This window comes from Paractinoplanes abujensis, from assembly GCF_014204895.1.
In the GTDB taxonomy this organism is placed as follows: domain Bacteria; phylum Actinomycetota; class Actinomycetes; order Mycobacteriales; family Micromonosporaceae; genus Actinoplanes; species Actinoplanes abujensis.
Window position 1 is genome coordinate 6,341,144 of sequence record NZ_JACHMF010000001.1, and the last position, 22,253, is coordinate 6,363,396.

The window sequence follows — 22,253 nt, forward strand, 5'->3', positions numbered from 1 at the left end:
TCACCGTACTGCGTTGGCCTGCGCTTCTGCGGCCTTGCGGGCCCGGCGTCCGCGCAGGAACTTCCGGCCGTCGCGCATGATCACCCGGTAGGCGCAGCGCGAGATCCAGAGGAACCGGCCGGCCCAGGTCTTCTTGTAGAACTGAACCTCCCAGTCCATCTTGCTGACCTGCAGGTCCCGGGACTTGATGATCTGCTCGGTCCAGTCCATCATCGCCAGCAGGTGGCTCGCCTCGTACCGCTGGCGCCACAGCGCCTCGGTCAGCTCGCGGAAGCCGGCCACGTCGACCGCGGCCGAGCCGGGTGAGACGGCCAGCAGCTGCAGCCGCCGGTCGTGCTGGTCGGAAAGGCTCAGGCCGAATTCCGCCGTCTCCAGGCGCACGTGCAGCTCGACCGCGGCGCGCACGCTGTCGGCGTCGATGCCCAGCCCGACCATGCCCAGGATCGTGGCCGTCAGGTCGACCGCGTTCGAGGTGATCGGCCACGGGTGCGGCTGACCCGACGTGATCAGCTGGACGGCGAACGACCAGACCGCGCGGATCTCGGCCGTCTCCAGCGCCACCGGCTCGATGGGCTCCCAGTTCGTGGGCAGCAGGGCCGGGCCGCTCTCGGTGACGAAGACGTCGGCTAGACCGGCCACGGCGGCCGGGCCGCTGAGCAGTCCGTCCTGGGCCTGCGCGCGCAGCCAGGTGTCGTACTGGGCCAGCTCGATCCGCATCTGGCGCAGGTTGCTGGTGGCCGCGAGGTGCTCCAGGCGCTCCTCCAGCACATAGCCGACGTCGGCCCCGGGGGCCTGGGGCTCGCTGATGCGGCGCAGGCCTTCCCGCTCGATCGGGCCCTCGAGCGGCTCCAGGACGGTGGTCCGCACCTGGCTGTCGGCCGAGGTCACCTCGTACGCGAACGAACCGCGGGCGTCGCCGATCAGCAGCTGGTGCCGGTCGACGGCCGGGGCCTCGCCCGGGCCGCGCGCGATGACCAGCCAAGCCGGGGCGACCGTGCCCTCGGCGCCGGCCCGCAGCGCGCGGTTGACCAGGCGGCGGGGGTCGCTGAGGACCGGGCGGCCGCGGAACGCGCCGGCGAACGCCTGGGACAGCGCCGTGCCGAGACGCGGGCGCAGCGGCGAGGCGACCTCACCGAGCAGGCCCTCGCCGACCAGCACGGTGGGCGCGGCGGGCTCGGGGAACGCGGCGTACGAGGCGGCGACCGTCAGGCCGGACTGGGCCAGCCGGGCGGCCAGCTGCTCCTGCGAGGCCGGCCGCTGGGTGTCGTTCTCGTCATCGGTGTTGTACCAGTCGGAGTCGAGCCGCTCCTTGGCCCCGGGCTCGAGACGCACGGTGTGGTGCACGCCGAGCCGGTTGTCGTGCATGAGCAGCAGCACGCCGTCGGGCTGTACGGCCTCGGCCAGCCGGTCGATGAGCTGGGCGGCAGTCATCTGCTCGCCCTCGGCCGAGTTGAGCCGGTCGACGCCGTCGGCCGCGACCACGAGGTCGAACTTCTCGGCCGCGTCGAGCTTGACCGCGGCGCCGGCCAGCACGGTGATCCGCGAGTTGCCGCGGGCCGCGTCCTCGGCGTCGATCAGCGAGCGCAGCAGCCAGGACACCGAGGCACCGGTGTCGGCCAGCGCGGTCACGACCTCCTCGCTGTGCGGGCCGGCGACCAGCACCGTACGGCCGGGGCCCGCGTATCGGCGCAGCAGGTGGCGAAGGACGGCGCCGCGCGGCAGCGACTGGCTGCGCTGCGGGTCGCGGTCGCTCCAGGCGAACATCTCGCCGCCGATGCGCCGCAGGTTGTTCACCGGCGGCGCCGCGAGCGCGGCGGCGAAGTCCGTACCCTCGTTCGGAAGCAGGGCAGCGGAGCGCTCCGACATCACTTCACCCTCTCTGTGGAAGCGGGCCAGCCCAGGATGGCGCGCAGTTCGTCGGGATGGGCCAACTCGTCGGCACCCAGCTGCTGGCGGGCCAGCGCGTGGGTCACCGCGTTGTCGGTGTGGTGCCCATAAAGCTCGGGCCACTGCCGGCGCAGGCGGGGCTCGCCACCGAAGGTGGGGTCAGCGTTGTCAAGGACCATCGGGTCGCCGTAGACGGCGGCCTCCCGGCCGGCCAGAGCGCCGTACCAGACGGCGCTGCACAGCCGGTTCGACACTACTCGGCGGTGGCGGCGCAACTCCTTGAGCTGGCCGACCAGGAACTCGCGGTTGTGGTCACGCCACCAGAAACCGCGGTAGCCGTGACAGATCACCCGAAAACCGGCGTTCTCGTAGATCTTCCGTACGCTCTTCATCCTGTACTCGTTCCAGTACAGGCAGGCGGTGACCGGCCCGGTCTCGACCCGCTTGACCTCGTCGATCAGCTTCTGGTGGTCACCGCTGATCTGCTGGCCCTCCCACCCGTGGAACGGGTAGAAGATCGTGCCCTCGGGCTCGGGAGCGTCGGCCGGCTCGGGCTCCATCTCCAGCAGGTACGCGAAGGGAGCGCCGACCACGACGACGTCGCGGCGGCCCTGCGACCAGGAGCGGCGCCGGGTCTCCTCGGACCAGACGAAGATCTTGCTGCCGTCTACGAACGGGGTGCCCGGAGCCAGGCCGTCACCCATGTTCCAGCCGTGCTGGAGGTAGCCCTGCAGGCGGGGCGGGTGCAGCGGATCGGGCAGATCGCAGTAGCGGGCCAACAGGTGGGCGTGACCGTAGTGATAGTTGGCGTGATGCATTCCCTCGTCCATCGCCGGCTGCTGGTGCGCCGCCATCTCGGTTCGCTCGGGCGCGCGAAATTTCCGGGCCTGGCCGTGCCGCGGCCCGTCAAGTCGACGCCGAAAGGTACCACTCAAGGTTAAGTTCCGCTCGGACCGTTAGGGAATCGTTCCCCGGTCGGAACGGCGAGCCGTGCGGCCGAAATGTCCGCAACTTACCAGCAAACAGCACCCCTGAGGGCACCTCGGGGTGGACCTCCGTGTGTCGCACATCACCCGATCTGCCCGTAACTTGCCCAGGTGTTGAGCACCTCTCAATATCGTCGCCTACAGTGGACGCCTCCAGGCCGGCCGGGGTGGACGCCGCCACGTCCGCCCCGGTCATGCCTGACCCTGGTCCCTCCGTAGGAGGATCGCAGGATGGAGTTGGCCAAGATTTTGGACGGGGCCGCCACGGGCGACTTCCCCGAGCCCGACGGTGGCACCACGATCGTCCCTCAGCCCAGCGCCCGCGACGCCGGAGTGCTGGCCTTCACCGCACACACGGTGATCTTTCTGGACGACGACCCGGAGTGGATCCGCGCGACGATCGCGGCCACGCACAGTGATCCGCTAGCGGCCACGATGAACCCGGCCTTCCTGGCCGCGCTGCTCGCCCGCACCGGCCGCACGACCGACACGATCGACCTGCTGACCGTGGCGGGCGCGTTGCCCGGCCCGCCGCCGCTCCCGATCACCGAGCAGAGCCAGGACCATCCCCGCGTACGCCGGGCGCTGAGTCGCCGCGACGACGTGCGCACCTGGACGGCGGCCGGCGGCGTCCTGACGATCGGGCAAGGCGTGGCCGGCCGCTGGGAGGTCTCGATCGAGGTCGACGAGCAGGTGCGCGACAGGGGCCTCGGCCGCGCACTGGCCCTGGCCGCCCGCCACCTGATCCCGCCCGGCGCGGTGGTCTGGTCGCAGCAGGCCGCGGGCAACGCACGCAGCATCCGCGCCTTCCAGTCGGCGGGTTACCGACCGGTCGGCGCGGAGCTGCTGCTGCACGTCGGGCCTTAGACCGCGGCCAGCTCGCGCTCCTTCTCGTCGCGGGCGGCGCCGGCCGGGGCGGGCGGCTCGTGGGCGATCTGCGGCAGCCAGCCCAGCCACTTCGGCAGCCACCAGTTCTTCTCGCCCAGCAGCGCCATCACGGCCGGCAGCAGGACGACCCGGATGATCGTCGCGTCCAGCAGCACCGCCGCCGCCAGACCGATGCCGAGCTGCTTCGTGGACGTCAGCGGCAGGGTCGCGAACAGGGCGAACACCGCCACCATGACGACCGCGGCGCTCGTGATGACGCCGGCCGTACGGCCGATGCCCTCGCGCACCGCCCGCCGCGTCGGCAGGCCGCGGTCGTGCCCCTCACGGATCCGGCTGAGTACGAACACGTGATAGTCCATCGAGAGCCCGAACAGAATGATGAACAGGAACAACGGCATCCAGTTGATGATCCCGTCCGCGGCCTGGAAGTCGAGCAGGCTCTCGAAGTGGCCGTACTGGAAGACGAAGACCAGCATTCCGTACGCGGCGGCCACCGAGAGCAGGTTGAGGACCACCCCGGTGACGGCCACCACGACCGACCGGAACGAGACGAGCAGCAGCAGGAAAGCCAGCCCCAGCACGAAGCCGAACACCCAGGGCATACTCGCGTCGAGCCGGGCGTTGAAGTCGGCCTCACCCGCGGCCGCCCCGGTGACCAGGGCCGGGAAGGAACCGAAGGCGGCCGGGACGATCGTCTCGCGCAGCTGCCCCAAGTCGGACTTGTCGGCCATGCCCAGGGAGACCACCGCGACCGTGCCGGCCGGGTTGATCCGCGCCTCCACGGGTCCCACGAACCGGCCGTCGCTCGCCTCCACCTCGGCCCGGAGACGGGCCACGGCCGCCTCGAACTGCGGCGTCCGCACCGACGGCGCCTCGACCACGACCTCCACCGGCGACGTCTCGCTGGGGAAGGCCTCGCCGATGGCCTTGTACGCCTGCACGATCGGCGTGGTGGCGGGCAGGTCCTCGATGCCCTCGCCCTTGGTGCGCAGGTCGAGCATCGGGGCGGCCAGCACGGCCAGCGCGCCCACGGCCAGCACGGCCGAGATCAGCGGCTTGGCCAGCACCAGCCCGAGGAACCCGTTGATCACGCGGCTCTCGCTGCGCCGCCGGTACAGGCCCGGGATCTTGATCGCGTCGACCTTGTCGCCCAGCGCCGAGAGCAGTGCTGGGAGAACGGTCAGCGAGCCGAGCACTGCCGTCGCGACGACCAGGATCGTGCCCACCCCGAAACTGACGAACGTGGCGTCGAAGGTGAAGAACATGCCCGCCATGGCCACGATCACGGTGAGGCCGGAGATCCAGATCGAGCGGCCCGACGTCTGCGCCGCGATCACCAGGGCCCGGTGCGGGTCGGCGCCGTTGCGGCGTTCGTCGCGCTCCCGGCGGATGTAGAACAGGCAGTAGTCGACGCCGACAGCCAGGCCGACCAGCAGCATCACGTGCGCGGTGGTGTCGACCGTGGGCGCCAGGTGGCTCGCGAAAGCCAGCAGACCCATCGCCGCGACCACCGCCATGATCGCCAGCAGTACCGGCAGCAGCGCCGCCACCACCGCACCGAATGCGACCAGCAGGATGCCCAGCGTCACCGGGATCGACAGCATCCCGAGGGTGTTGAGGCCCTTGTCGAGCTTGTCACCGATCAGTTTGTCGCCGCTGGCGTCGCCACCCTGGGCGATGTAAAGGTCAGGGTGCGCGGCCTGCACCCGAGCCACCGTGTCGAGCGACGGCTGCACGCGGTCGGCGGCGTCCTCCGCATCGCCGGCGATCGCGAACGGGATGAGCGAGGAACGGCCGTCCGGCGACACGATCGGCTTCTGCACGTCGACGACGTCCGGGGTCTTCTTCAGCGCGGCGGTCACCTCGGTGACGGCGGCCGTACGATCGGCGCCCGCCCGGTTCTGCACGATGACCATCTCGCCCGCCGGCCGCTCCGGGAAGCCGGCCGCCTCGACGATCTGGTCGGCCTTCCTGGTGTCGCCGTGTCCCTGGTCGGCGTTCGTGGCCTCGATCTGGCCGAACTGTCCGCCCAGGACGGTGACGGCGACGACGAATGCGATCCATCCGAGGATCGCGAGCGTCCGATGGCGGGCGCTCCACAACGCGGCGCGGGCCGCGATTCCCTTGACTTTTCCGGGGCTCTCCATGGCAATGACGCTATGAAGAGCGGCCGCTCCGATCGATACCGCTGACCCGCGTATCGGTGGTGGTGTTAGCCCTACCCCTGGAGGTAGGCCAGCACCGCCATGACCCTGCGGTGTTGCTCCTCGTCCTGGTGCAGGGCGAGCTTGGTGAAGATGTTGCGCACGTGCTTCTCGACCGCGCCGTCGGTGACCACCATCTTGCGGGCGATCGCGGCGTTGGACAGGCCCTCGGCCATCAGCCCGAGCACCTCCCGCTCGCGCGGCGTGAGCGCCCGCAGCGGGTCGTCGCGGCGCCGGCGGACCAGCAGCTGGCTGACCACCTCGGGGTCGAGGACAGTGCCGCCCCCGGCGACCCGGCGCAGCCCGTCGAGGAACTCGGCGACCTGGGACACCCGGTCCTTCAACAAATAACCGACCGCACCCAGGCGGTCGGCCAGCAGATCGTCGGCGTACGAGACCTCGACGTATTGGGAGAGCACGAGAATCGGGGTGCCGGGGACCAGGCCGCGCGCCTCCACCGCGGCCCGGAGCCCCTCATCGGTGTGCGAGGGCGGCATGCGGACGTCCACGATGGACACGTCCGGCTTGTGCTCGGCGATCGCGGACACGAGGGAAGGCCCGTCGCCGACGGCCGCCACCACGGTGTGGCCGTTCTCCTCGACGAGCCTGACGAGTCCCTCACGCAACAGCACCGCGTCGTCGGCAATCACCACTCGCATGGGGTCATGCTGTCAGATCCCGGCTGTGGCCACGGGGAGGGCGGCCGTGAGCCTCGTCCCTCCCCCGGCCGGGCTGTCGACGTCCAGCACCCCGCCGGCCGCCCGCACCCGGTCGTCGAGCCCGGCCAGGCCGTGCCCCTTGGCCACGCTGGCGCCGCCCACGCCGTCGTCGGCGATCGAGACGAGCAGGCCGCTGACGTTGCGGCGGACGCTCACCTGCACCTCGTTGGCGTAGCTGTGCTTGGCCACGTTCGTCAGCGCCTCGGCCACCACGAAGTAGGCCGTCGACTCCAGCGCGGGCTCGAGCCGCTCCGCGACCGGCGCGTCCAGGTCGACCGGGATGGTGCACCGGCTGGCCAGCGCGGTCAGGGCGGCCTGCAGCCCGCGGTCGACCAGGATCGGCGGGGCGATGCCGCGGGACAGCGCGCGCAGCTCGTCCAGCGTCTCGCGGGTCTGGGTCAGGGCCTCGGCCACGGTGGCCCGGGCGGCCTCGGGGTCGGTGGCGAACTGCTGCTCGGCGCGGCCCAGGTCCATGGCCAGGCGCACCAGGCGCTGCTGAGGGCCGTCGTGGATGTCGCGCTCGAGCCGGCGCAGCGCGGTGGCCTCGGCCGAGACGGCGGCCGCCTTCTGCTGCTGGGCCACCTCGCGGGCGGCGTTCGCCTCGGCCACCTGCTCGCGCAGGTCGTTGACGCCGTTGAGCAGGCCGCGGGCGAAGAACGCCTCGAGCAGCGCGGCGCCCCGGACGACCGGGTAGAGCGTGCCGGCGAAGAAGACACCGCAGGCGAAGTAGAAGATCAGCCGGGTGGCCGTGCCGTCGCCCATGCCGAGCAGCTCGGGCAGGTCGGTGTTCTCCTCCGGGCGCGGGATCGACCAGTCCCACAGCAGCACGGTCAGGCCGCCGATCGCGCCCGACCACCAGGTGACGACGAGGCTGAACGCGATGGTGCTGGGGATGAAGCGGAACATCCCGTGCACCATGTCGAGCCAGGCCTGCCCGTCGGTCAGCGGCACCAGGGTCTTGCGCAGCACGCCCGCGTCGGCCGGGGCCTGCTTGTAATAGGGGTGCGGCATCTTCTGACCGAAGACCGGGCCGATCCGGGCCCGCTCCAGCGTCGCGAAGCCGCGGGCCGTCATCAGCGTGGCCAGCAGGATCGGCAGGCCGACCCAGATGATCAGCGTGCCCAGCCCGGTGAAGAACAGCGTCATGAACAGCGTCACGGTGAGCAGGCCGAGCGGGAAGCCGATGAGCACGTACTGCGTGTCGATGCCGACCTGGCGCGCGAGGCGAACCAGCGGGGAGCGGGTGGGCGGGGAGGCGTACGTCATCATGCTGTTGACGCTAGGCATCGGCGCTCCCCGTTCCGATCCTGCCCGCCGCCCGATCGACAGTAGGGTTAACCCCACCTTAGGCGTCAGCGCAACTCGTAAATGGTGACCGGACCGGCAGTGAACCTGACGTCGGCGACCTGGGCCAGGTTGGGCGACACGACCCCGGCCACGCGGTCGTCGGCGAAGAGCCACTTGGCGTGGTAGAGCCGCTTGAGCTCCGCGATGTCGGCCTCCTGCCCGTTGGCGAAGACCTTCTCGTTGAGCACGTAACGCTCGTAGTCGGGGGCCGGCTGCCGCATGTAGCGCTCACCGTTCACGCCGTCCAGGGCCAGCGCGGCGTCGGTGTAGCCCCAGCTCTCGATGACCGTGCGGCGTCCGCCCAGCCCGGCCACCCAGAACGCCCGGGAGTCGCAGCCGGAGGTCCAGTCGATCGGCGTGCAGTGCACGTTGGTGGCCACCACGTCGTCGCGGCCGGTGTTGGCGGCCAGCCACTGCGCGGCCTGCATCTCCTCGGGTTCGAGGATCTTGCCGGGGTTCTCCTCGACCGGCGCGGGCACGCCGGACAGGGCCGCGTCGACCTCTTGGAACTGGCGCTGGGCGCCGCCGATCAGGCCGGCCCCGAGCACCGCGGCCAGGATTCCGGCCGGCAACGCCCGCCAGGGGGTGCGGCCGGTGAAGACGCGGCGCAGGATCAGCGCGATCGCGGCCACGCCGACGGCGATGATCGTGGTGCGGACGATGGGCTCGGCCAGGACGAGGGCCCAGCGGATCACCCGGTCGACCGGCGGCGGATACATCTGCGGGGCGATCAGCGCCCACACGCCACCGGCCAGCATCCCGGCCAGCACGGGCCGCCAGCTGCGCGAGGTCGCGGCCATCAGCCAGGCGACCGCGACCGTGCCGAACGGCGCCGCGCTCATGTAGAAGTAGATCTGGCTGGCCGACGGGTGCCAGAGCAGGAAGGTGGCCCCGGCCCCGGCCCCGGTCATGCCGGCCAGCAGCCACATCGCCGGCTCGGTGCGGGTGGGCCGGGCGACGACCCCGGCCAGGGCCAGCATGCGCGGAGCCTGCATGACGAGCCACCAGATCAGCAGCCCGGCGATGAAGGCCCGGCCCGCCGTGCCCGTGTGCTCCACCCCGTACGGGATGAGGATGTTCTTGTCGATGACGTCCTGGTAGCCGATCGTCTGGCGATACGGCACCACCCAGTACAGGATGGCGAGCGGCTGGAAGCCCAGCGTGCCGGCCCCGCCCCCGGCGAAGAGCCGGAAACCGAGCACCACCGCCGCCACCGTGAGCCCCAGCAGCGCGAGCGTGGGCAGCAGGCGGCGCCGGTGCCGGAAGACGACCAGCACCACCGCGGCGAGCAGCCCGGCCAGCAGGGGCGGCAGGGTGCTCGACTTGGCGCCGGCGCAGGCCAGGGCCAGGGGAAAGACCAGCAGCCAGGACCAGCCGAGCGGACGGCCGCGCAGCACGTCGACGGCCAGGATGACCAGCAGGGCGAGGAGCGGGATCGCGTACACCTGCGAGGGGCTGTAGAAGCTGACCGGGTTGACGCCCAGCGCAGTGGTGGCCGACCCCAGCAGCAGCGGCAGGCCCAGCACCCCGGCCGTCCCGCCCAGCGCGCCCGCCCACCATGTGCCACTGAGCGTGCGGGTCAGCGCGGCCAGCACCAGGAGCCCGGCCGCGGACACCGGCACGATCCACAGCCGCAGCAGCACCACGGCCGGGTCGATCTTGGTGATCATGCTGGCCGTGGCGATGTCCGCGTCGGAGAGGTAGTGGTAGGTCAGCGTGTCGCCGGCCATCTGCGGCACCTGGAACGGCATCGAGCGAGTCATCTCGTGCACGAGCGCCAGGTGATACCAGAGGTCCTGATAGATCTCGCCACCCGCGGGCGGCAGCGGCGTGGCCGTCCAGGCGGGGTATTCCGCGCCGACCAGCAGCACCAAGCCGGCGGCGACGATCCACGACCAGCGCAGCGGCAGCGGCCGGGGCCGGCTCACCCGCCAGTGCCGGTGCAGCTTGGGCACGGCCAGGAACGGCACCACGACCAGCGCCGGCCACCACGGCAGCAACACCTGGGTGCCGAGCAGCGCGCACAGCGCCCAGCCGCCCAGCATGAGGAGCAGGCCGGTGGCGGCGCCGAGACCGAGATCCTCGGGCACGTTGCCGCGGCTGCCGCGCAGCAGCCGATACACGAGGGTGCCGGGCAGCACGATGTCGACCGCGAAGTAGAACGCGTAGAGCGCGATGTCGCGACCCTCGACGCCCGTGTTCAGCAGGGCCAGGACGAGCGCGACGGCCGGGAAGATCCAGGGCAGCACGGCCAGCGGCCACCGCAGGCGGCGGCGGACCGGGGCCGGACGCGGCTGGGGTGCCGCCGAGGGCTGCGGTGCGGGCGGCGCCTCGGCGGTATCGAGCACGGCCGTCACTCTACGAGAGTCGTCAACCGGGTGAATTCGCGCGGGAGGTCGTATCCGTCCCAGATCGAGCCAAAGGTGAGCGCCTGACCGAACGGGACGATCCGGTCGACCCCGCGCCCGCCCAGGGCCAGCGCGAACTCGTTCAGCTGCTCGCGGTTGAACCCGAAGTGGCTGAACGTCTGGTCCTGCCGGTTCATCGCGGGCACGAGGTCGAGCAGCGAGCCCACCTCGGCGAACGGGAAGGCGCCGGCGCCGATCCAGCGGCGGGGCGCGTCGGGCACGGTGATCAGCGACATCGCGGTGACCGAGTTCGCCGGGAACTCCATCGCCGAGATCGCGCCGGTCGCGGCCATCCCGTACGCGTTGACGCGCTTCTCGACGGCCATGGCGGCGTCGATCTCCCAGCCACGCTCGCCCACCATGCCCAGCAGCAGGTCGATGAACTCCGCCCGGACGTCGCCGGTGTTCTCGCCCACGAGGAAGACCGTGCGCGGCGAGGAGCAGGCGGCCTGGTCGAACCAGTACGAGTCGTTGGTGAACCCGAGCACCGCCGCGCGCTTCTTCGCCGGGTCGGCGGCGCGCCAGCCGTCGGCCGAGAGCGCGGCCCACGACGTACGGTCGGGGAAAGTCAGGTCACGGGCGGAGGGACGCAGCGGGTGCTTGCGGATCGCCTCCACTGCCGAGTCGCCGCCCCAGATGACCCGCAGGTCGGCCCACTGGCTGAGGGCGGCGGTGACCTTGTCGTCCCGGCCGTAGGTGATCATGCGCTGGGTGCGGGCGATCACCGGGTCGGCGTCGGCCAGCACCTCGTTGAGCGCGCCCAGGATCGTGTCGGCCGCGGTGGCCGAGCGCTCCGAGATCCGGACGACGTTGTGGTTGCCCGCCAGCGCGGACAGCGCCCACGAATACACGAAGATCGTGTCGACGTTGGCCGGCGGGATGTGGAAGACGTTGCCGCGCGGGAAGACCAGCGCGTTGCCCGAGCGCATGTGCTCGACCGTGCGGTGCAGCTCGGCCGGGCGCAGGAAGAAGCCGAGCGAGCCCAGCTCGGGGTGGCGCCGGGCCACGGCCGGGGCCAGCAGCTTGCGGGCCACCTTGCCCAGGAAGTCGATGACCCGGGGGTCGCCGACGGTGAGCCGGTCGTCCGAAGGGGCGGTCAGGTCGCCCTCGACGCCGAAGCGATACTGAATCACGCCGCCTCCCGGTACGTGTCGGAGCACCCGCGCGCCTCGGCCCGCGGGAGCCGGCCGAGCACGGAGAAGCGCTTGCCCGGCCAGTCGCCGTCGTCGACCCCGTGCACGACGCCGAGGTCCTCGGTGAGCAGCACGTGGCCGGGGTACGAGGTGGGCAGGGTGCTGATGACCTCGATCAGGCCCGGCTTGCCCACGGGCTGCTCGGCCCAGGTCTCGGGGTCGCGGATCACCACGTCGGCGAAGTCGGGGCAGTAGAGCGAGCCGCCGGTGGGGCCCTCGAGGAAGATCGTGCCGATCTGCTCGATCATGCCGTAGTAGTTGTGCACCTTGGTCAGGCCCACGGCGGCCAGCCGGTTGCGGAACTCCTCGGGCGAGACGGCCTGGTCGACCAGCTTCTTCCAGCCGCCCGAGTGGATCAGGATGCCGTTGCTGAGGTCGAGCCCGTTGTCCCGCGCGACCTCGTAGAGGTGCAGCCAGACCAGGTAGGTGAAGCCGAAGATGAGGAACGGCTCGTCGCCGTACTGCTCCAGGAAGCCGCGCAGCGCCTCGACGTCGACGTGCCCCTCGTTGTCGAGCGCCCAGACGTGGTTGCGCCCGAAGTTCGACATGCCGAGCACGCCGGCGCCGCGGGCGCTGAACGACTTGCGGTCCTTCAGCATCGCCTTGGTGTCGACCAGGATCATCGGCAGCCGCTTGGGGCCGAGCACGCTCTGCACGGTGGCGCCCAGCTTGCGGGTCTGCTCGGCCGCGGCCGCCTTGTCGAGGTAGATCTTGCTGACCTCGGCCCCGGTGGTGCCGCTGGACGTGAGGACCTTGTACACCTCGTCGTCCGGGATGCTCTTGAGCTCGAGGTTCTTGAACAGCCGGACGGGCAGCCAGGGCAGCTGAGCGACGGAGTTCGCCGGCTGGTAGCCCGAGGCGGCGAGGATCCGCGCGTACGGCTCGCAGTTCTCCCGGTGATGCTCGGTCAGCGCGGAGAGCTCCTTGAGAAGGACCTCTTCCTTCGCCGCCTGAGGCAGGGTGAAGACACTCACAACGAAGACTCCAGCGCCCGATAGTCGATCTTGCCGTTGGGTAGCAACGGCAGCGCGTCAACACTACGCACTACGACGCCGGAGAAATGTGTCCCGAGCCACTCGGCGATCTTGGTGCGCAGGCCGCGTGCCTCGTCGTCCGAAATGCCCTCGGCGAAGACGACCAGCTTGTCGTCGCCGGCCACGGCGGTGACCGGGAAGTTCTTCTCGACGTCGTCCAGGTTGATCCGGACGCCGAAGACCTTTCCCATCCGCTTGATCCGGCCGGTGATGAACAGGAAGCCCTCGTCGTCGATGCGACCGAGGTCACCGGTGTGCAGCACGCCACCCTGCACGTCGCCGAGCGCGAGATCGGCCGCGGTGTCGGCGTAGCCCATCATCACGTTGGGCCCGCGATAGACGATCTCGTCGTCCTCGACGGCGAACGCGCCGCCGGGCAGCGCCAGGCCGACCGAGCCGAGTTTCTCGTCCAGCCGCTCGGGCGGGAGCGTGGCCATCCGGGGCGCCGCCTCGGTCTGGCCGTACATCACGTAGAGCCGGCCGCCGACGGTGGCCATTCGCTGCGCGAAGTCGGTCACCAGGTCGGTGCGCAGCCGCCCGCCGGCCTGGGTCAGGGTGCGCAGCGTGGGGTATTTCGCCGGGTCGAAGCGCAGCCGGCGGAGCATCTCGTACTGCGAGGGCACGAACGCCATCGACGTGACGCCGTGCTCGTTCACCGCGGTCCAGAAGTCGCGCTGCATGATGCCGGTGCGCTCGAGCACCACCGTGGCCCCGGTCAGCAGATACGAGTTGAGGACCGACATCCCGTACGAGTAGAAGAGCGGCAGCGTCGTGACGGCCACCGAGTCCCCGGTGATGTCGAGCACCTCGGCGATGGCCGCGGCGTTAGCCCGTACGGCATCCGCACTCAGCCGGACGAGCTTCGGGTTGCCGGTGGAGCCGCTCGTGGTCAGCAGCAGCGCCAGGTCGGGGTGCACCTCGGTGGTGCTGAACCGTTCGATCAGGGCGGTGTGGTCGCCGTCGGGGTCGAGCAGCACGATCGGACGGCCCAGCCGGAACGCCGCCAGATAGCGGGCGATCGCCGGCAGGGTCGTCTCGAACGGGTGGAACACCACCCCGCCCGGCTCGTCGGCCAGGGCGGCGGCCGCCGCCTCGATCATGTCCTCGGTCAGCGTCTCGCCGGTGGCCGCGTCGATCACACGGGCACCGGGGTGGAGCAGATTCACAGCGTCAGTCCTCCGTCGACCCCGAGCACCTGGCCGGTCACGAACCGGGCCTGCTCGGAGAGGAGGAACGCGATCACGTCGGCGACCTCGTCGGCCTCGCCCAGCCGGCCCAGCGCCGTGTCGGCGATGCGCTCCTCGCGGCCTTTTTCGTCGAGCGTGTCGAGCATGTCGGTGGCGATGAAGCCGGGCTCGACCGCGTTGACCCGGATGCCCTGCTTGCCGAGCTCCTTGGCAGCCGACTTGGCCAGCGCGGCCACGGCGGCCTTGGAGGCCGAGTAGACGGCCTGACCGGCGATGCCGCGCGAGGCGGTGATCGACGACACCAGGACCACGGCCGGGCTCTTGCCCCGGGCCAGCAGGCGGGCCGCGCCGCGCAGCGTGTAGACCGCGCCGGCCGAGTTGACCGCGAACAGGCGCTGGATCGTGGCGTCGTCGGTCATGCCGAGCATGCCCGCCGCGTGCGTGCCGGCGTTGACGACCAGCGCGTCCAGGCGCTTGAAGGTGCCGAAGGCGAGCTGGACGAGTGCCTTGGCCGTCTCGGGGTCACCAATGTCACCGTGGCCGCTGACCGCGGTCACGCCATACTTGGCGGCGAGTTCCTCGGCGACCGCGGCCACGGCATCGGCGCCATGGCCGTGCAGCACGAGGTCGTGCCCTCGCTCCGCGAGACGCGTGGCGGTGGCACGACCGATTCCGCGGGAGGCGCCTGTCACCAGGGCCACCCGGTCACTCATGGAAGTTCACTCCGTACTTGCCGAGAATTCGGGTCGCCTCGGCGAAGCTCGACATGTTGATGACGTCGTCTGTGTCAATCATCACGGAGAACTCGTCCTCGATGGCGGCCACCAGAGACATGTGAGCGAGGGAATCCCACTTCTCGTTGTCCTGGTATTGCAGGTCGTCCACGGGCGCGTCCGCCGGAAGGTCCAGTGCGGTGCGGAACGCCTCGCGCAGTCTCTGCAGGTCACTCACAGGGGTTCTCCAAAGGGGCTGGGTGAACAGAGGATTCTTAACCTCGTCGCACGCGGTTAACTGCTGGGCAATGCTAGCTGAACACCAGGTGAACTAAGGTTTGCGTTTCGGGTTGACTCAGAAATCTGCTGGTCGGCTGGTTATGCTTCCGGCTCGTACTGCGTCCTGTCCCACCCCCCGGGAGAAAATCAAAGTGTCTGTACTCAGCGGATCATCGATCCTGGTCACCGGTGCCACCGGGTCGTTCGGGAAGGCGTTTCTCAACTACGCCCTGACCCACCTCGACCCGCAGCGCATCGTCGTGTTCTCCCGGGACGAGCTGAAGCAGTACGAGGTCCGGCAGATGTTCGGTGATGACCCGCGGCTGCGCTTCTTCCTGGGTGACATCCGGGACAAGGCGCGCCTGGAGCGGGCCATGCACAACATCGACTACGTGGTGCACGCGGCCGCGCTCAAGCAGGTCGACACCGCGGAGTACAACCCGTCGGAGTTCGTCGAGACGAACATCAACGGGTCGCAGAACGTGATCGACGCCGCGATCGACAAGGGCGTCAAGAAGGTCGTCGCGCTCTCCACCGACAAGGCGTCGAGCCCGATCAACCTGTACGGCGCGACCAAGCTCGTCGCCGACAAGCTCTTCATCGCCGGCAACCACTACGCCGCCACCCACCCGACCCGCCTCGCGGTGGTCCGTTACGGAAACGTTATGGGCAGCCGCGGATCGGTCGTCCCGCTGTTCCGCAAGCTCGCCGCCGAGGGCAAGAGCCTGCCGATCACCGACAAGCGGATGACCCGTTTCTGGATCACGCTCCCCCAGGCCGTGAAGTTCGTCGTCGACTCGTTCGACACCATGCAGGGCGGCGAGCTGTTCGTGCCCCGCATCCCCAGCATGCGCATCCTCGACCTGGTCGAGGCCGTGGCGCCGAACTCGGCCACCCACGAGATGGGCGTCCGGCCGGGCGAGAAGCTCCACGAGGAGATGATCGCCTCCGACGACAGCCGTCGCACGCTGCGCTTCCCCGACCGTTACGTGGTGCAGCCGGTCGTGGCCAGCTGGGGCTACGAGACCCCCGAGGGCGGCGAAGAGGTGGCGGACGGCTTCAACTACCGCTCCGACAACAACGACCTCTGGCTCTCCGTCGAGGACATGCGCAAGCTGCTCGAGGAGAACTGATGCTGCCGTACGGGCGGCAGTCGATCGACCAGTCCGACGTCGAGGCGGTGGTCGCCGCCCTGGGCAGTGACTGGCTGACCACCGGGCCCCGGGTCGCGCAGTTCGAGGCCGACATCGAGGCCGTCGCCGGCGCGCCCGCGGTCACCGTCACCAACGGCACGACCGCGCTGCACACCGCGTACGCGGCGGCCGGCGTGACGGCGGGCGACGAGGTGGTCACCACCCCGATGACGTTCGTGGCCACGGCCTCGGCCGCGTCGCTGCTGGGCGCCAAGATCGTCTTTGCCGACATCGAGGACGAGACGGCCAACATCGACCCGGCCGCGGTCGAGGCGGCGGTCACCCCGCGCACCAAGGCGATCGGCGCGGTCGACTACGCGGGCCACCCGGCCGACTACGACGCGCTTCGCAAGATCGCGGACGGCGTGGGCGCGGTGCTCGTGGGCGACGCGGCGCACTCGATCGGCTCGACCGTGCACGGCCGCCCGGTGGGCACGCTGGCCGACCTGACGACGTTCTCGTTCTTCCCGACGAAGAACATGACCACTGCCGAGGGCGGCGCCGTCGCGTCGATCCGGCCCGAGCTGCTCCAGCGGGCGCGCACGTTCCGCACGATCGGCGTGGTCCGCGACAATCTGCGCCACCCCGACGAGGGCGCCTGGTTCTACGAGGTGCACGAGTTCGGCAACAACTACCGGCTGCCCGACGTGCTCTGCGCCCTGGGCAGCTCGCAGCTCAAGCGGCTGGCCGCGTTCAAGGCCCGTCGGCAGCAGCTGACCGCGCGCTACGACGAGCTGCTGGCCGACGTGCCCGGGCTCCGGCTGCCGATCCAGCGCGAGGGCGTCGACCCGCTGCGTCACCTTTATCCCGTACGGGTGTTGGACGGTCGACGGCGTGAGGTCTTCGAGCGGATGCGCGAGGCCGGGATCGGCGTGCAGGTCAACTACATCCCGGTGTACTGGCATCCCGTCTTCACCGACCTGGGCTATCAGCGGGGCATGTGCCCCGTGGCGGAGACCTTCTACGCTGAACAGCTATCGTTGCCGCTCTTCGTCGATCTCTCCGACGCCGATCAGGACCGCGTTGTGGAGACGCTGCGTAACATCCTCGGGAGCTAGCGGGTGCACCACGCCAACCACTTCTACGGCCACGCACACATCCTGGCCGAGTACTGCGGGTTAGATCGGGAGCATCCGCCCCGGATCAACGGCTACCTGCAGCACGGGTGGAACGTGGTCGACGGGCTCGGCGCCGGCACGCCCTACGTGCCGGGCCGGCCCATCTTCGTCTACTCCGAGCAGACCCGGCGCCGGGCCTGGTCGATGGGGCGCCGCCAGGCCACCGTGGTCGGCGCCCCGTTCCTCTACCTGCTGACCATGCGACCCGACCCGACACCGGCCCCTCGTGAGGGCACGATCTGGTATCCCTTCCACGGCTGGGAGGGCCAGCACATCGCGGGCGACCACGAGCGCCAGGTCGAAGAGATCATGGAGACCGAGCGCGGCGGCCCGGTGACCTTCTGTCTCTACTGGCACGAGTTCCGCAACGACGCCGTGCGCGCCTCGTACGAGAAGTACGGCCGGGTCATCTGCCACGGCTACCGCGGCTACCAGTGGCGCGACACCGACATCGACTTCCTCGACAACCAGCTGATCGAGCTGCGCCGGCACAAGCGGGTGGCGTCCAACAGGCTGAGCAGCGCGATCTTCCACGGCATCGCGGCGGGCTGCGAGGGCGCGGTCTACGGCGACCCGATGCATCTCGACAAGGAGCACCGGCCCACCGCCGACCGGGTCCGGCGCAGCTGGCCCGAGTTGCACGGCAAGCACCTCGACCCGGTGGCCGCCCGCGCGTCGGCCCTGAGCGAGTTGGGAGACGGTTACCTGGCGTCACCGGCGGAGCTGCGCGCGATGCTGGGGTGGACGGCGTACTACACTGCCGACTCCGCTGACGCTGAGTCACGAGCAGAGGTGCCCGCATGATCGAGATGATCGGGGGTGAGATGCCCTCCTTCACCGAGGACCGCCCGCGCGCCGGTGGCGCCCTGTTCGGCTACCTGGCCGGGCAGCTCCCGCCCGGCGCCGACGTGCTGGTGGCCGGCCCGCACACCGACGAGTTGATCGACGCGCTGGCCGAGCGGGCGAGCGTCACCTGTTTGGTGCGTTCCGAGCCCGAGGCGATCGAGCTCGACGCCCGCGGCCTCACCGTCCTCTGCGGCACGCTGGCCAAGCTGCCGGTCGCCGAGAGATACGACGTGGTGGTCGCCCTGGACGGTCTCGACCGGCTCTGCTCGGTCGAGGACGAGCAGCTCGACTGGGCCGCGAGCCTGCAGGCCCTCAAGCGCGTCCTGCGCCCGGGCGGCACGCTGCTGCTGGCCGTCGAGAACGAACTGGGCGTGCACCGCCTGGTCGACCCGAGCACGCACACCTCGGCCCAGACCGACAGCGCGTGGCGGCCGCTGGGCGAGTTCGACACCAAGCCCGGCAACCCGACCCGGCTGGCCGGCAAACTGTCGGCCGAGGGGCTCGCGATCGACTGGCTGGGCTCGGCCTGGCCGGTGCCCGAGTCGCCCACGCTGATCGCCACGCCCAACGCGCTGCAGGACGGCCCCACCGACGTGCTGGCCGCCGTGGCCGCGAGCGCGGTCGGCTCCGCGTACGTGGAGAAGGCGGTGCTCAGCGACCCCCGCCGGCTCGCCGCGGCGGCCGTCCGGGGCGGGCTGGGCCCCGAGTTCGCCGCCTCCTGGCTGGTCGTCGCCCACCGCGCGCCCCGTCCCGCGGCCGCGCTGGCCCTGCCGCCCGTGCTGGCCGGCGACGACTCCGTGGTCGAGATCGCGCCCGGCCCCGAGGGCACGTGGGTCCGGCGCGTTCTGATCGGCGACGCCGGCGTGCTCAACGGGCCGCTGCCCGTCGGCCGCCTGCTCGAGGAGCTGCTGCTCGGCGCGGCCCTCCGCCACGACCTGCCCCTCCTGCGGCGCCTGCTCACCGGCTGGGCCGCCGCGCGGCCCGAAACCACCGCCGACAACGTCGTAGTCCACCACGACGCCTTCGCAGTGCTCGACCCCAGCATTCCCCCGCAGACCGACGTGATCCGCCGGTTCGCACAGACGCTCCTCGGTGGGGGCTACGCCCATCCCTGGCCCGCCGCCACCGATCTGGCCACACTCACCTCGGTCCTCCACGGTGCCGCGGGCCTGCCCGACGCCGTCCCGCCCGTCCCGGCGGAGGACGACATCCCCCTGCCCGACTCCCGCCGCGAGCACGAGGAGCAGCTGCGCGCGCTGCGCCGGCAGATCGCCGACGCGACCTCCCGCGCCCAGTGGTACGAACGCGAGCTCAACAAGCGGGACAAGGAACTCAACAAGCTCCGCAAGCAGGCCGCCATTTTCAGCGGCACGGTGAGCTTCCGCGTTGCAAAGATCGGCTATGGGGTAGCCCGCAAGGCACGGAACCGCCTTCGAAAAGGACTTAAATGACAACCCTCGGCATCATCCAGGCCCGGATGGGCTCTTCGCGCCTCCCCGGCAAGGTGCTGCGCAAACTCGGCGGCCGCAGTGTCCTCGAGCGTGTGATCCGGGCCGCTCAGCAGAGCGGTGTGCTGGACACCCTGGTCGTCGCGACCACGATCGAGCCGGCCGACGACGCCGTGGTGGCCGAGTGCGCCGCGATCGGCATCCCGTGCACCCGGGGCCCGGTCGACGACGTGCTGACCCGGTTCCTGGGCGTTCTCGACCAGCACGAGAGCGACGTCGTCATGCGGTTCACGGCCGACTGCCCGCTGCTCGACCCGCACCTGGTCGCGCTGGCCCACCGCGTGTTCACCGCGTCCGGCGTCGACTACATGACCACGTCCATCACCCGTACGCTGCCTCGGGGCCTCGACGTCGAGGTCGTACGCACGCCGGTGCTGCGGGCCGTGGACGCGCTGGCCACCGAGCACCACCGCACGCACGTGACGTCGTACATCTACACGCACGCCGACGACTTCGACGTGATCGGGCTGACCATGCAGCCCGACCTGTCGCACCTGCGTCTCACGCTCGACACCGAGGACGACTGGAAGCTCATCGAGGCGATCGTCGGCCACTTCGGCGACGAACCGATCTCGGTGCGCGAGCTGGCCAACTGGCTGGCCGGCCGACCCGACCTGATCGAGCTCAACGCGCACGTCCTGCAGAAGGCCCTGGTGCAGGCGTAACCGTGACGATCGTCGGTATCCGCTGCGACGCCGGTGCGCGCACCGGCGTCGGGCATCTCGTCCGGTGCGTCGCGCTGGCCGAGGAACTGGTCGCCCGCGGCGTCGTGGTCGTCTTCCTGAGCGACCTCGGCGGCGTGGCGTGGGCCGAGTCGCAGCTCACCCAGCGCGGTCTGCCCTGGCGGCCGCCCCCGGCCGACCCCGCGGCCCTGGTCGCGACGGCCGACGAGCTCGAACTCGACGCGCTGGTCGTCGACTCGTACACGCTGCCGCCGGAGCACTCGGCCGCGGTCCGGGCGACCGGCCGGCCCGTGCTGGCCATCGTCGACGGCGACTTCCGTGGGCAGACGGCCGACATCTACGTCGACCAGAATCTGGACTCGGCGATCGACGTGCCGGGCGCACTCGGCCTGGCCGGGCTGGACTACGCGCTGTTCCGCAGTTCGGTGCGCTCGCTGCGGCCCGCGGCGCCGCCGGTGCACACCGACGCCCGTACGCCCAAGGTCGTGGCCTTCTTCGGCGGGACCGACGCCTACCGGGCCGCACCCGAGATCGCGGTGCGGCTGGCCCAGACGGGGGCCCGGTTCGACGCCACGATCATCGGGGCCGATGAAAGCCTGCGCGACGAGCTGCACGCCGTGGTGCCGGCCGAGGGCCAGCGCTTCGACATCATCGCGCCCACCGACGACCTGCCCAAGCTGCTGGCCGAGGCCGACCTGGCGGTCAGCGCGAGCGGCACGTCGACGTGGGAGCTGCTCTGCCTCGGCCTGCCCGCCGCGCTGGTCTGGGTGGTCGACAACCAGATCCTCGGCTACGACCGGACCATCGCCCGCGGCTACGGGGCGGGCCTGGGCCGGCTCGGCCACCTGGGCGTCGACGCCGTCGACACGCTGGAGCGGCTGCTCACCGACGCGGCCGCCCGCACCGAACTGGCCCAGCGGGCCTGGTCGGCGGTGGACGGCCGCGGCGTGGAGCGGGTGGCCGACGCGCTGCTGGCTAAGGCTGCGTCACCTCGATGACGACCTTGCCCACGGCGTTCTGCTCGACGGCCTCGTGGGCGTCGGCGATCCGCTCGAACGGGTAGCGCAGAATCGGCAGCCCGGCGTCCTCCCCCACCCGGAAGGCGCCGGCGTTGACGGCCTCGGCCACGGCGGCCACCGCGTTGTCCTTCTCCTCGGCCGAGGTCGTGTAGGTCAGCACGAAGTCGAGGCTGACGTTCTTGAGCATCGCCTTGAAGCTGGGGATGGCGACCTTGCCCGCGACGTAGATGGCGACGTTGCCGTTGGGGGCGATCACGTCGAGGTCGAGCGGGAGGTTGTCGGTGTTGACCTCGACCACGATGTTCGGGCCGCCCTCGCTGACCTCGCGGATGCGCGCGGCCACGTCCTCGTCCCGATAGTTGATCACCGTGTCGGCCCCCGCGGCCGCGGCCAGCTCGGCCTTCTCCTTCGACGAGACGGTGGTCAGCACGGTCGCCCCGGACCACTTGGCCAGCTGGATCGCCGCGTTGCCGACCGCACCCGCACCCCCCGCCACCAGCACCGTACGGCCGTCGAGGGCGCCGGGCTCCAGCCGGGCCGGGCCGTCGCTGGCCAGCGTCAGGCACCGGTGCGCGGTCAAAGCCGGAATCCCCAGGTCGGCTCCGACCTCGAACGGCACGTCGTCGTTCATCCGCACCACCTGACGGCGGGGCAGCACCACAAATTCCTGCGCGGTGCCGTTCTCCCGGCCGTAACCCGCGTCCCACACCCAGACGTGATCGCCCGGCTCGAGCCCGGTCACCCCGTCCCCGATCGCGTCCACGATGCCGGCCCCGTCCTGATTCGGCACCCGCGGCGGTTTGACCCCGTCGGGCACGCCCTTACCGGCCCGGGTCCCGGTGTCGGTCGGGTTCACGGCGGACAGAACGATCCGCACCCGCACCTCATCAGGCCCGGCAGGCGGCAGATCCCGCTCGGTGATCTGCAGAACGGACGCGGGACCTGGCTCAGTGAAGACGGCTGCACGCATCATGCATCCCACCCTTTCACGTTCCCCCCGACCCACGAAGATCAACATCAAGGTCAAGATGTCCCGGCGGG

General features: G+C 70.8%; 19 protein-coding genes. 7 read left to right on the forward strand and 12 right to left on the reverse strand.

Going from position 1 to position 22,253, the window contains the following annotated elements; translation table 11 throughout:
* Together BKA14_RS28980 and BKA14_RS28985 are read right to left on the reverse strand one after the other, a co-directional pair.
* A complete protein-coding gene (locus tag BKA14_RS28980; RefSeq protein WP_184953983.1) occupies positions 1 to 1,866 on the reverse strand; it encodes a class I SAM-dependent methyltransferase in 1,866 nt (621 codons plus the stop codon).
* Positions 1,866 to 2,705, reverse strand: coding sequence for a hypothetical protein (locus BKA14_RS28985; protein ID WP_184957019.1), 840 nt, complete (start codon positions 2,703 to 2,705; stop codon positions 1,866 to 1,868). Before BKA14_RS28985 ends, BKA14_RS28980 begins: the two co-directional genes overlap by 1 nt.
* Positions 2,706 to 3,104: 399 nt before the next feature.
* Here BKA14_RS28985 and BKA14_RS28990 point away from each other — a divergent pair, with 399 nt between their 5' ends.
* Positions 3,105 to 3,740 carry a GNAT family N-acetyltransferase gene (locus BKA14_RS28990; protein WP_184953984.1) on the forward strand — a complete coding sequence of 212 codons (636 nt, stop codon included), beginning with the start codon at positions 3,105 to 3,107 and terminating at the stop codon, positions 3,738 to 3,740.
* Here BKA14_RS28990 and BKA14_RS28995 read toward each other — a convergent pair.
* The 9 genes from BKA14_RS28995 to BKA14_RS29035 form a co-directional block, all read right to left on the reverse strand.
* Positions 3,737 to 5,908, reverse strand: a complete 2,172-nt coding sequence (locus tag BKA14_RS28995; RefSeq protein ID WP_184953985.1) for an MMPL family transporter — start codon at positions 5,906 to 5,908, stop codon at positions 3,737 to 3,739. The two genes, BKA14_RS28990 and BKA14_RS28995, sit on opposite strands and share 4 nt — an antisense overlap.
* Before the next feature lie 71 nt (positions 5,909 to 5,979).
* A complete protein-coding gene (locus BKA14_RS29000; RefSeq protein WP_184953986.1) occupies positions 5,980 to 6,624 on the reverse strand; it encodes a response regulator in 645 nt (214 codons plus the stop codon).
* Between the two features lie 12 nt (positions 6,625 to 6,636).
* On the reverse strand, positions 6,637 to 7,971 hold the full coding sequence (locus tag BKA14_RS29005) for a sensor histidine kinase (RefSeq protein WP_184953987.1): 1,335 nt from the start codon (positions 7,969 to 7,971) through the stop codon (positions 6,637 to 6,639).
* A gap of 65 nt (positions 7,972 to 8,036) precedes the next feature.
* Complete coding sequence (locus BKA14_RS29010) at positions 8,037 to 10,379, reverse strand: hypothetical protein (protein WP_184953988.1); 2,343 nt, start codon at positions 10,377 to 10,379, stop codon at positions 8,037 to 8,039.
* A gap of 5 nt (positions 10,380 to 10,384) precedes the next feature.
* A complete protein-coding gene (locus tag BKA14_RS29015; RefSeq protein ID WP_184953989.1) occupies positions 10,385 to 11,572 on the reverse strand; it encodes an acyl-CoA reductase in 1,188 nt (395 codons plus the stop codon).
* Positions 11,569 to 12,606, reverse strand: coding sequence for a LuxE/PaaK family acyltransferase (locus BKA14_RS29020; RefSeq protein ID WP_184953990.1), 1,038 nt, complete (start codon positions 12,604 to 12,606; stop codon positions 11,569 to 11,571). Before BKA14_RS29020 ends, BKA14_RS29015 begins: the two co-directional genes overlap by 4 nt.
* Positions 12,603 to 13,832 (reverse strand): AMP-binding protein, encoded by a 1,230-nt coding sequence (locus BKA14_RS29025; RefSeq protein WP_239093381.1) that lies wholly within the window; start codon positions 13,830 to 13,832, stop codon positions 12,603 to 12,605. The genes BKA14_RS29020 and BKA14_RS29025 overlap by 4 nt, the downstream gene beginning before the upstream one ends.
* Positions 13,829 to 14,566 (reverse strand): SDR family NAD(P)-dependent oxidoreductase, encoded by a 738-nt coding sequence (locus BKA14_RS29030; protein WP_184953991.1) that lies wholly within the window; start codon positions 14,564 to 14,566, stop codon positions 13,829 to 13,831. Before BKA14_RS29030 ends, BKA14_RS29025 begins: the two co-directional genes overlap by 4 nt.
* Positions 14,559 to 14,804 (reverse strand): acyl carrier protein, encoded by a 246-nt coding sequence (locus tag BKA14_RS29035; RefSeq protein ID WP_184953992.1) that lies wholly within the window; start codon positions 14,802 to 14,804, stop codon positions 14,559 to 14,561. The genes BKA14_RS29030 and BKA14_RS29035 overlap by 8 nt, the downstream gene beginning before the upstream one ends.
* 142 nt (positions 14,805 to 14,946) lie before the next feature.
* On the opposite strand from BKA14_RS29035, the gene pseB reads away from it, so the two are divergent.
* From pseB to BKA14_RS29065, 6 genes are read left to right on the forward strand one after another with little or no spacing between them, the layout of a single operon-like run.
* Positions 14,947 to 15,978 carry a UDP-N-acetylglucosamine 4,6-dehydratase (inverting) gene (gene pseB, locus BKA14_RS29040; RefSeq protein WP_202993944.1) on the forward strand — a complete coding sequence of 344 codons (1,032 nt, stop codon included), beginning with the start codon at positions 14,947 to 14,949 and terminating at the stop codon, positions 15,976 to 15,978.
* A complete protein-coding gene (locus BKA14_RS29045) occupies positions 15,978 to 17,096 on the forward strand; it encodes a DegT/DnrJ/EryC1/StrS family aminotransferase (RefSeq protein ID WP_184953994.1) in 1,119 nt (372 codons plus the stop codon). The genes pseB and BKA14_RS29045 overlap by 1 nt, the downstream gene beginning before the upstream one ends.
* Positions 17,097 to 17,099: 3 nt before the next feature.
* Positions 17,100 to 17,960, forward strand: a complete 861-nt coding sequence (locus BKA14_RS29050) for a hypothetical protein (RefSeq protein WP_184953995.1) — start codon at positions 17,100 to 17,102, stop codon at positions 17,958 to 17,960.
* Positions 17,957 to 19,453: a class I SAM-dependent methyltransferase gene (locus tag BKA14_RS29055; protein WP_184953996.1), complete on the forward strand. Its 1,497-nt coding sequence runs from the start codon at positions 17,957 to 17,959 to the stop codon at positions 19,451 to 19,453. Before BKA14_RS29050 ends, BKA14_RS29055 begins: the two co-directional genes overlap by 4 nt.
* On the forward strand, positions 19,450 to 20,175 hold the full coding sequence (locus BKA14_RS29060) for a cytidylyltransferase domain-containing protein (protein ID WP_184953997.1): 726 nt from the start codon (positions 19,450 to 19,452) through the stop codon (positions 20,173 to 20,175). Before BKA14_RS29055 ends, BKA14_RS29060 begins: the two co-directional genes overlap by 4 nt.
* 2 nt (positions 20,176 to 20,177) lie before the next feature.
* Positions 20,178 to 21,191, forward strand: a complete 1,014-nt coding sequence (locus tag BKA14_RS29065; RefSeq protein ID WP_184953998.1) for a PseG/SpsG family protein — start codon at positions 20,178 to 20,180, stop codon at positions 21,189 to 21,191.
* On the opposite strand, the gene BKA14_RS29070 is transcribed toward BKA14_RS29065, so the two are convergent.
* On the reverse strand, positions 21,169 to 22,185 hold the full coding sequence (locus BKA14_RS29070; protein ID WP_239093383.1) for an NADPH:quinone reductase: 1,017 nt from the start codon (positions 22,183 to 22,185) through the stop codon (positions 21,169 to 21,171). The genes BKA14_RS29065 and BKA14_RS29070 overlap by 23 nt on opposite strands.
* Between the last annotated feature and the right edge of the window lie 68 nt (positions 22,186 to 22,253).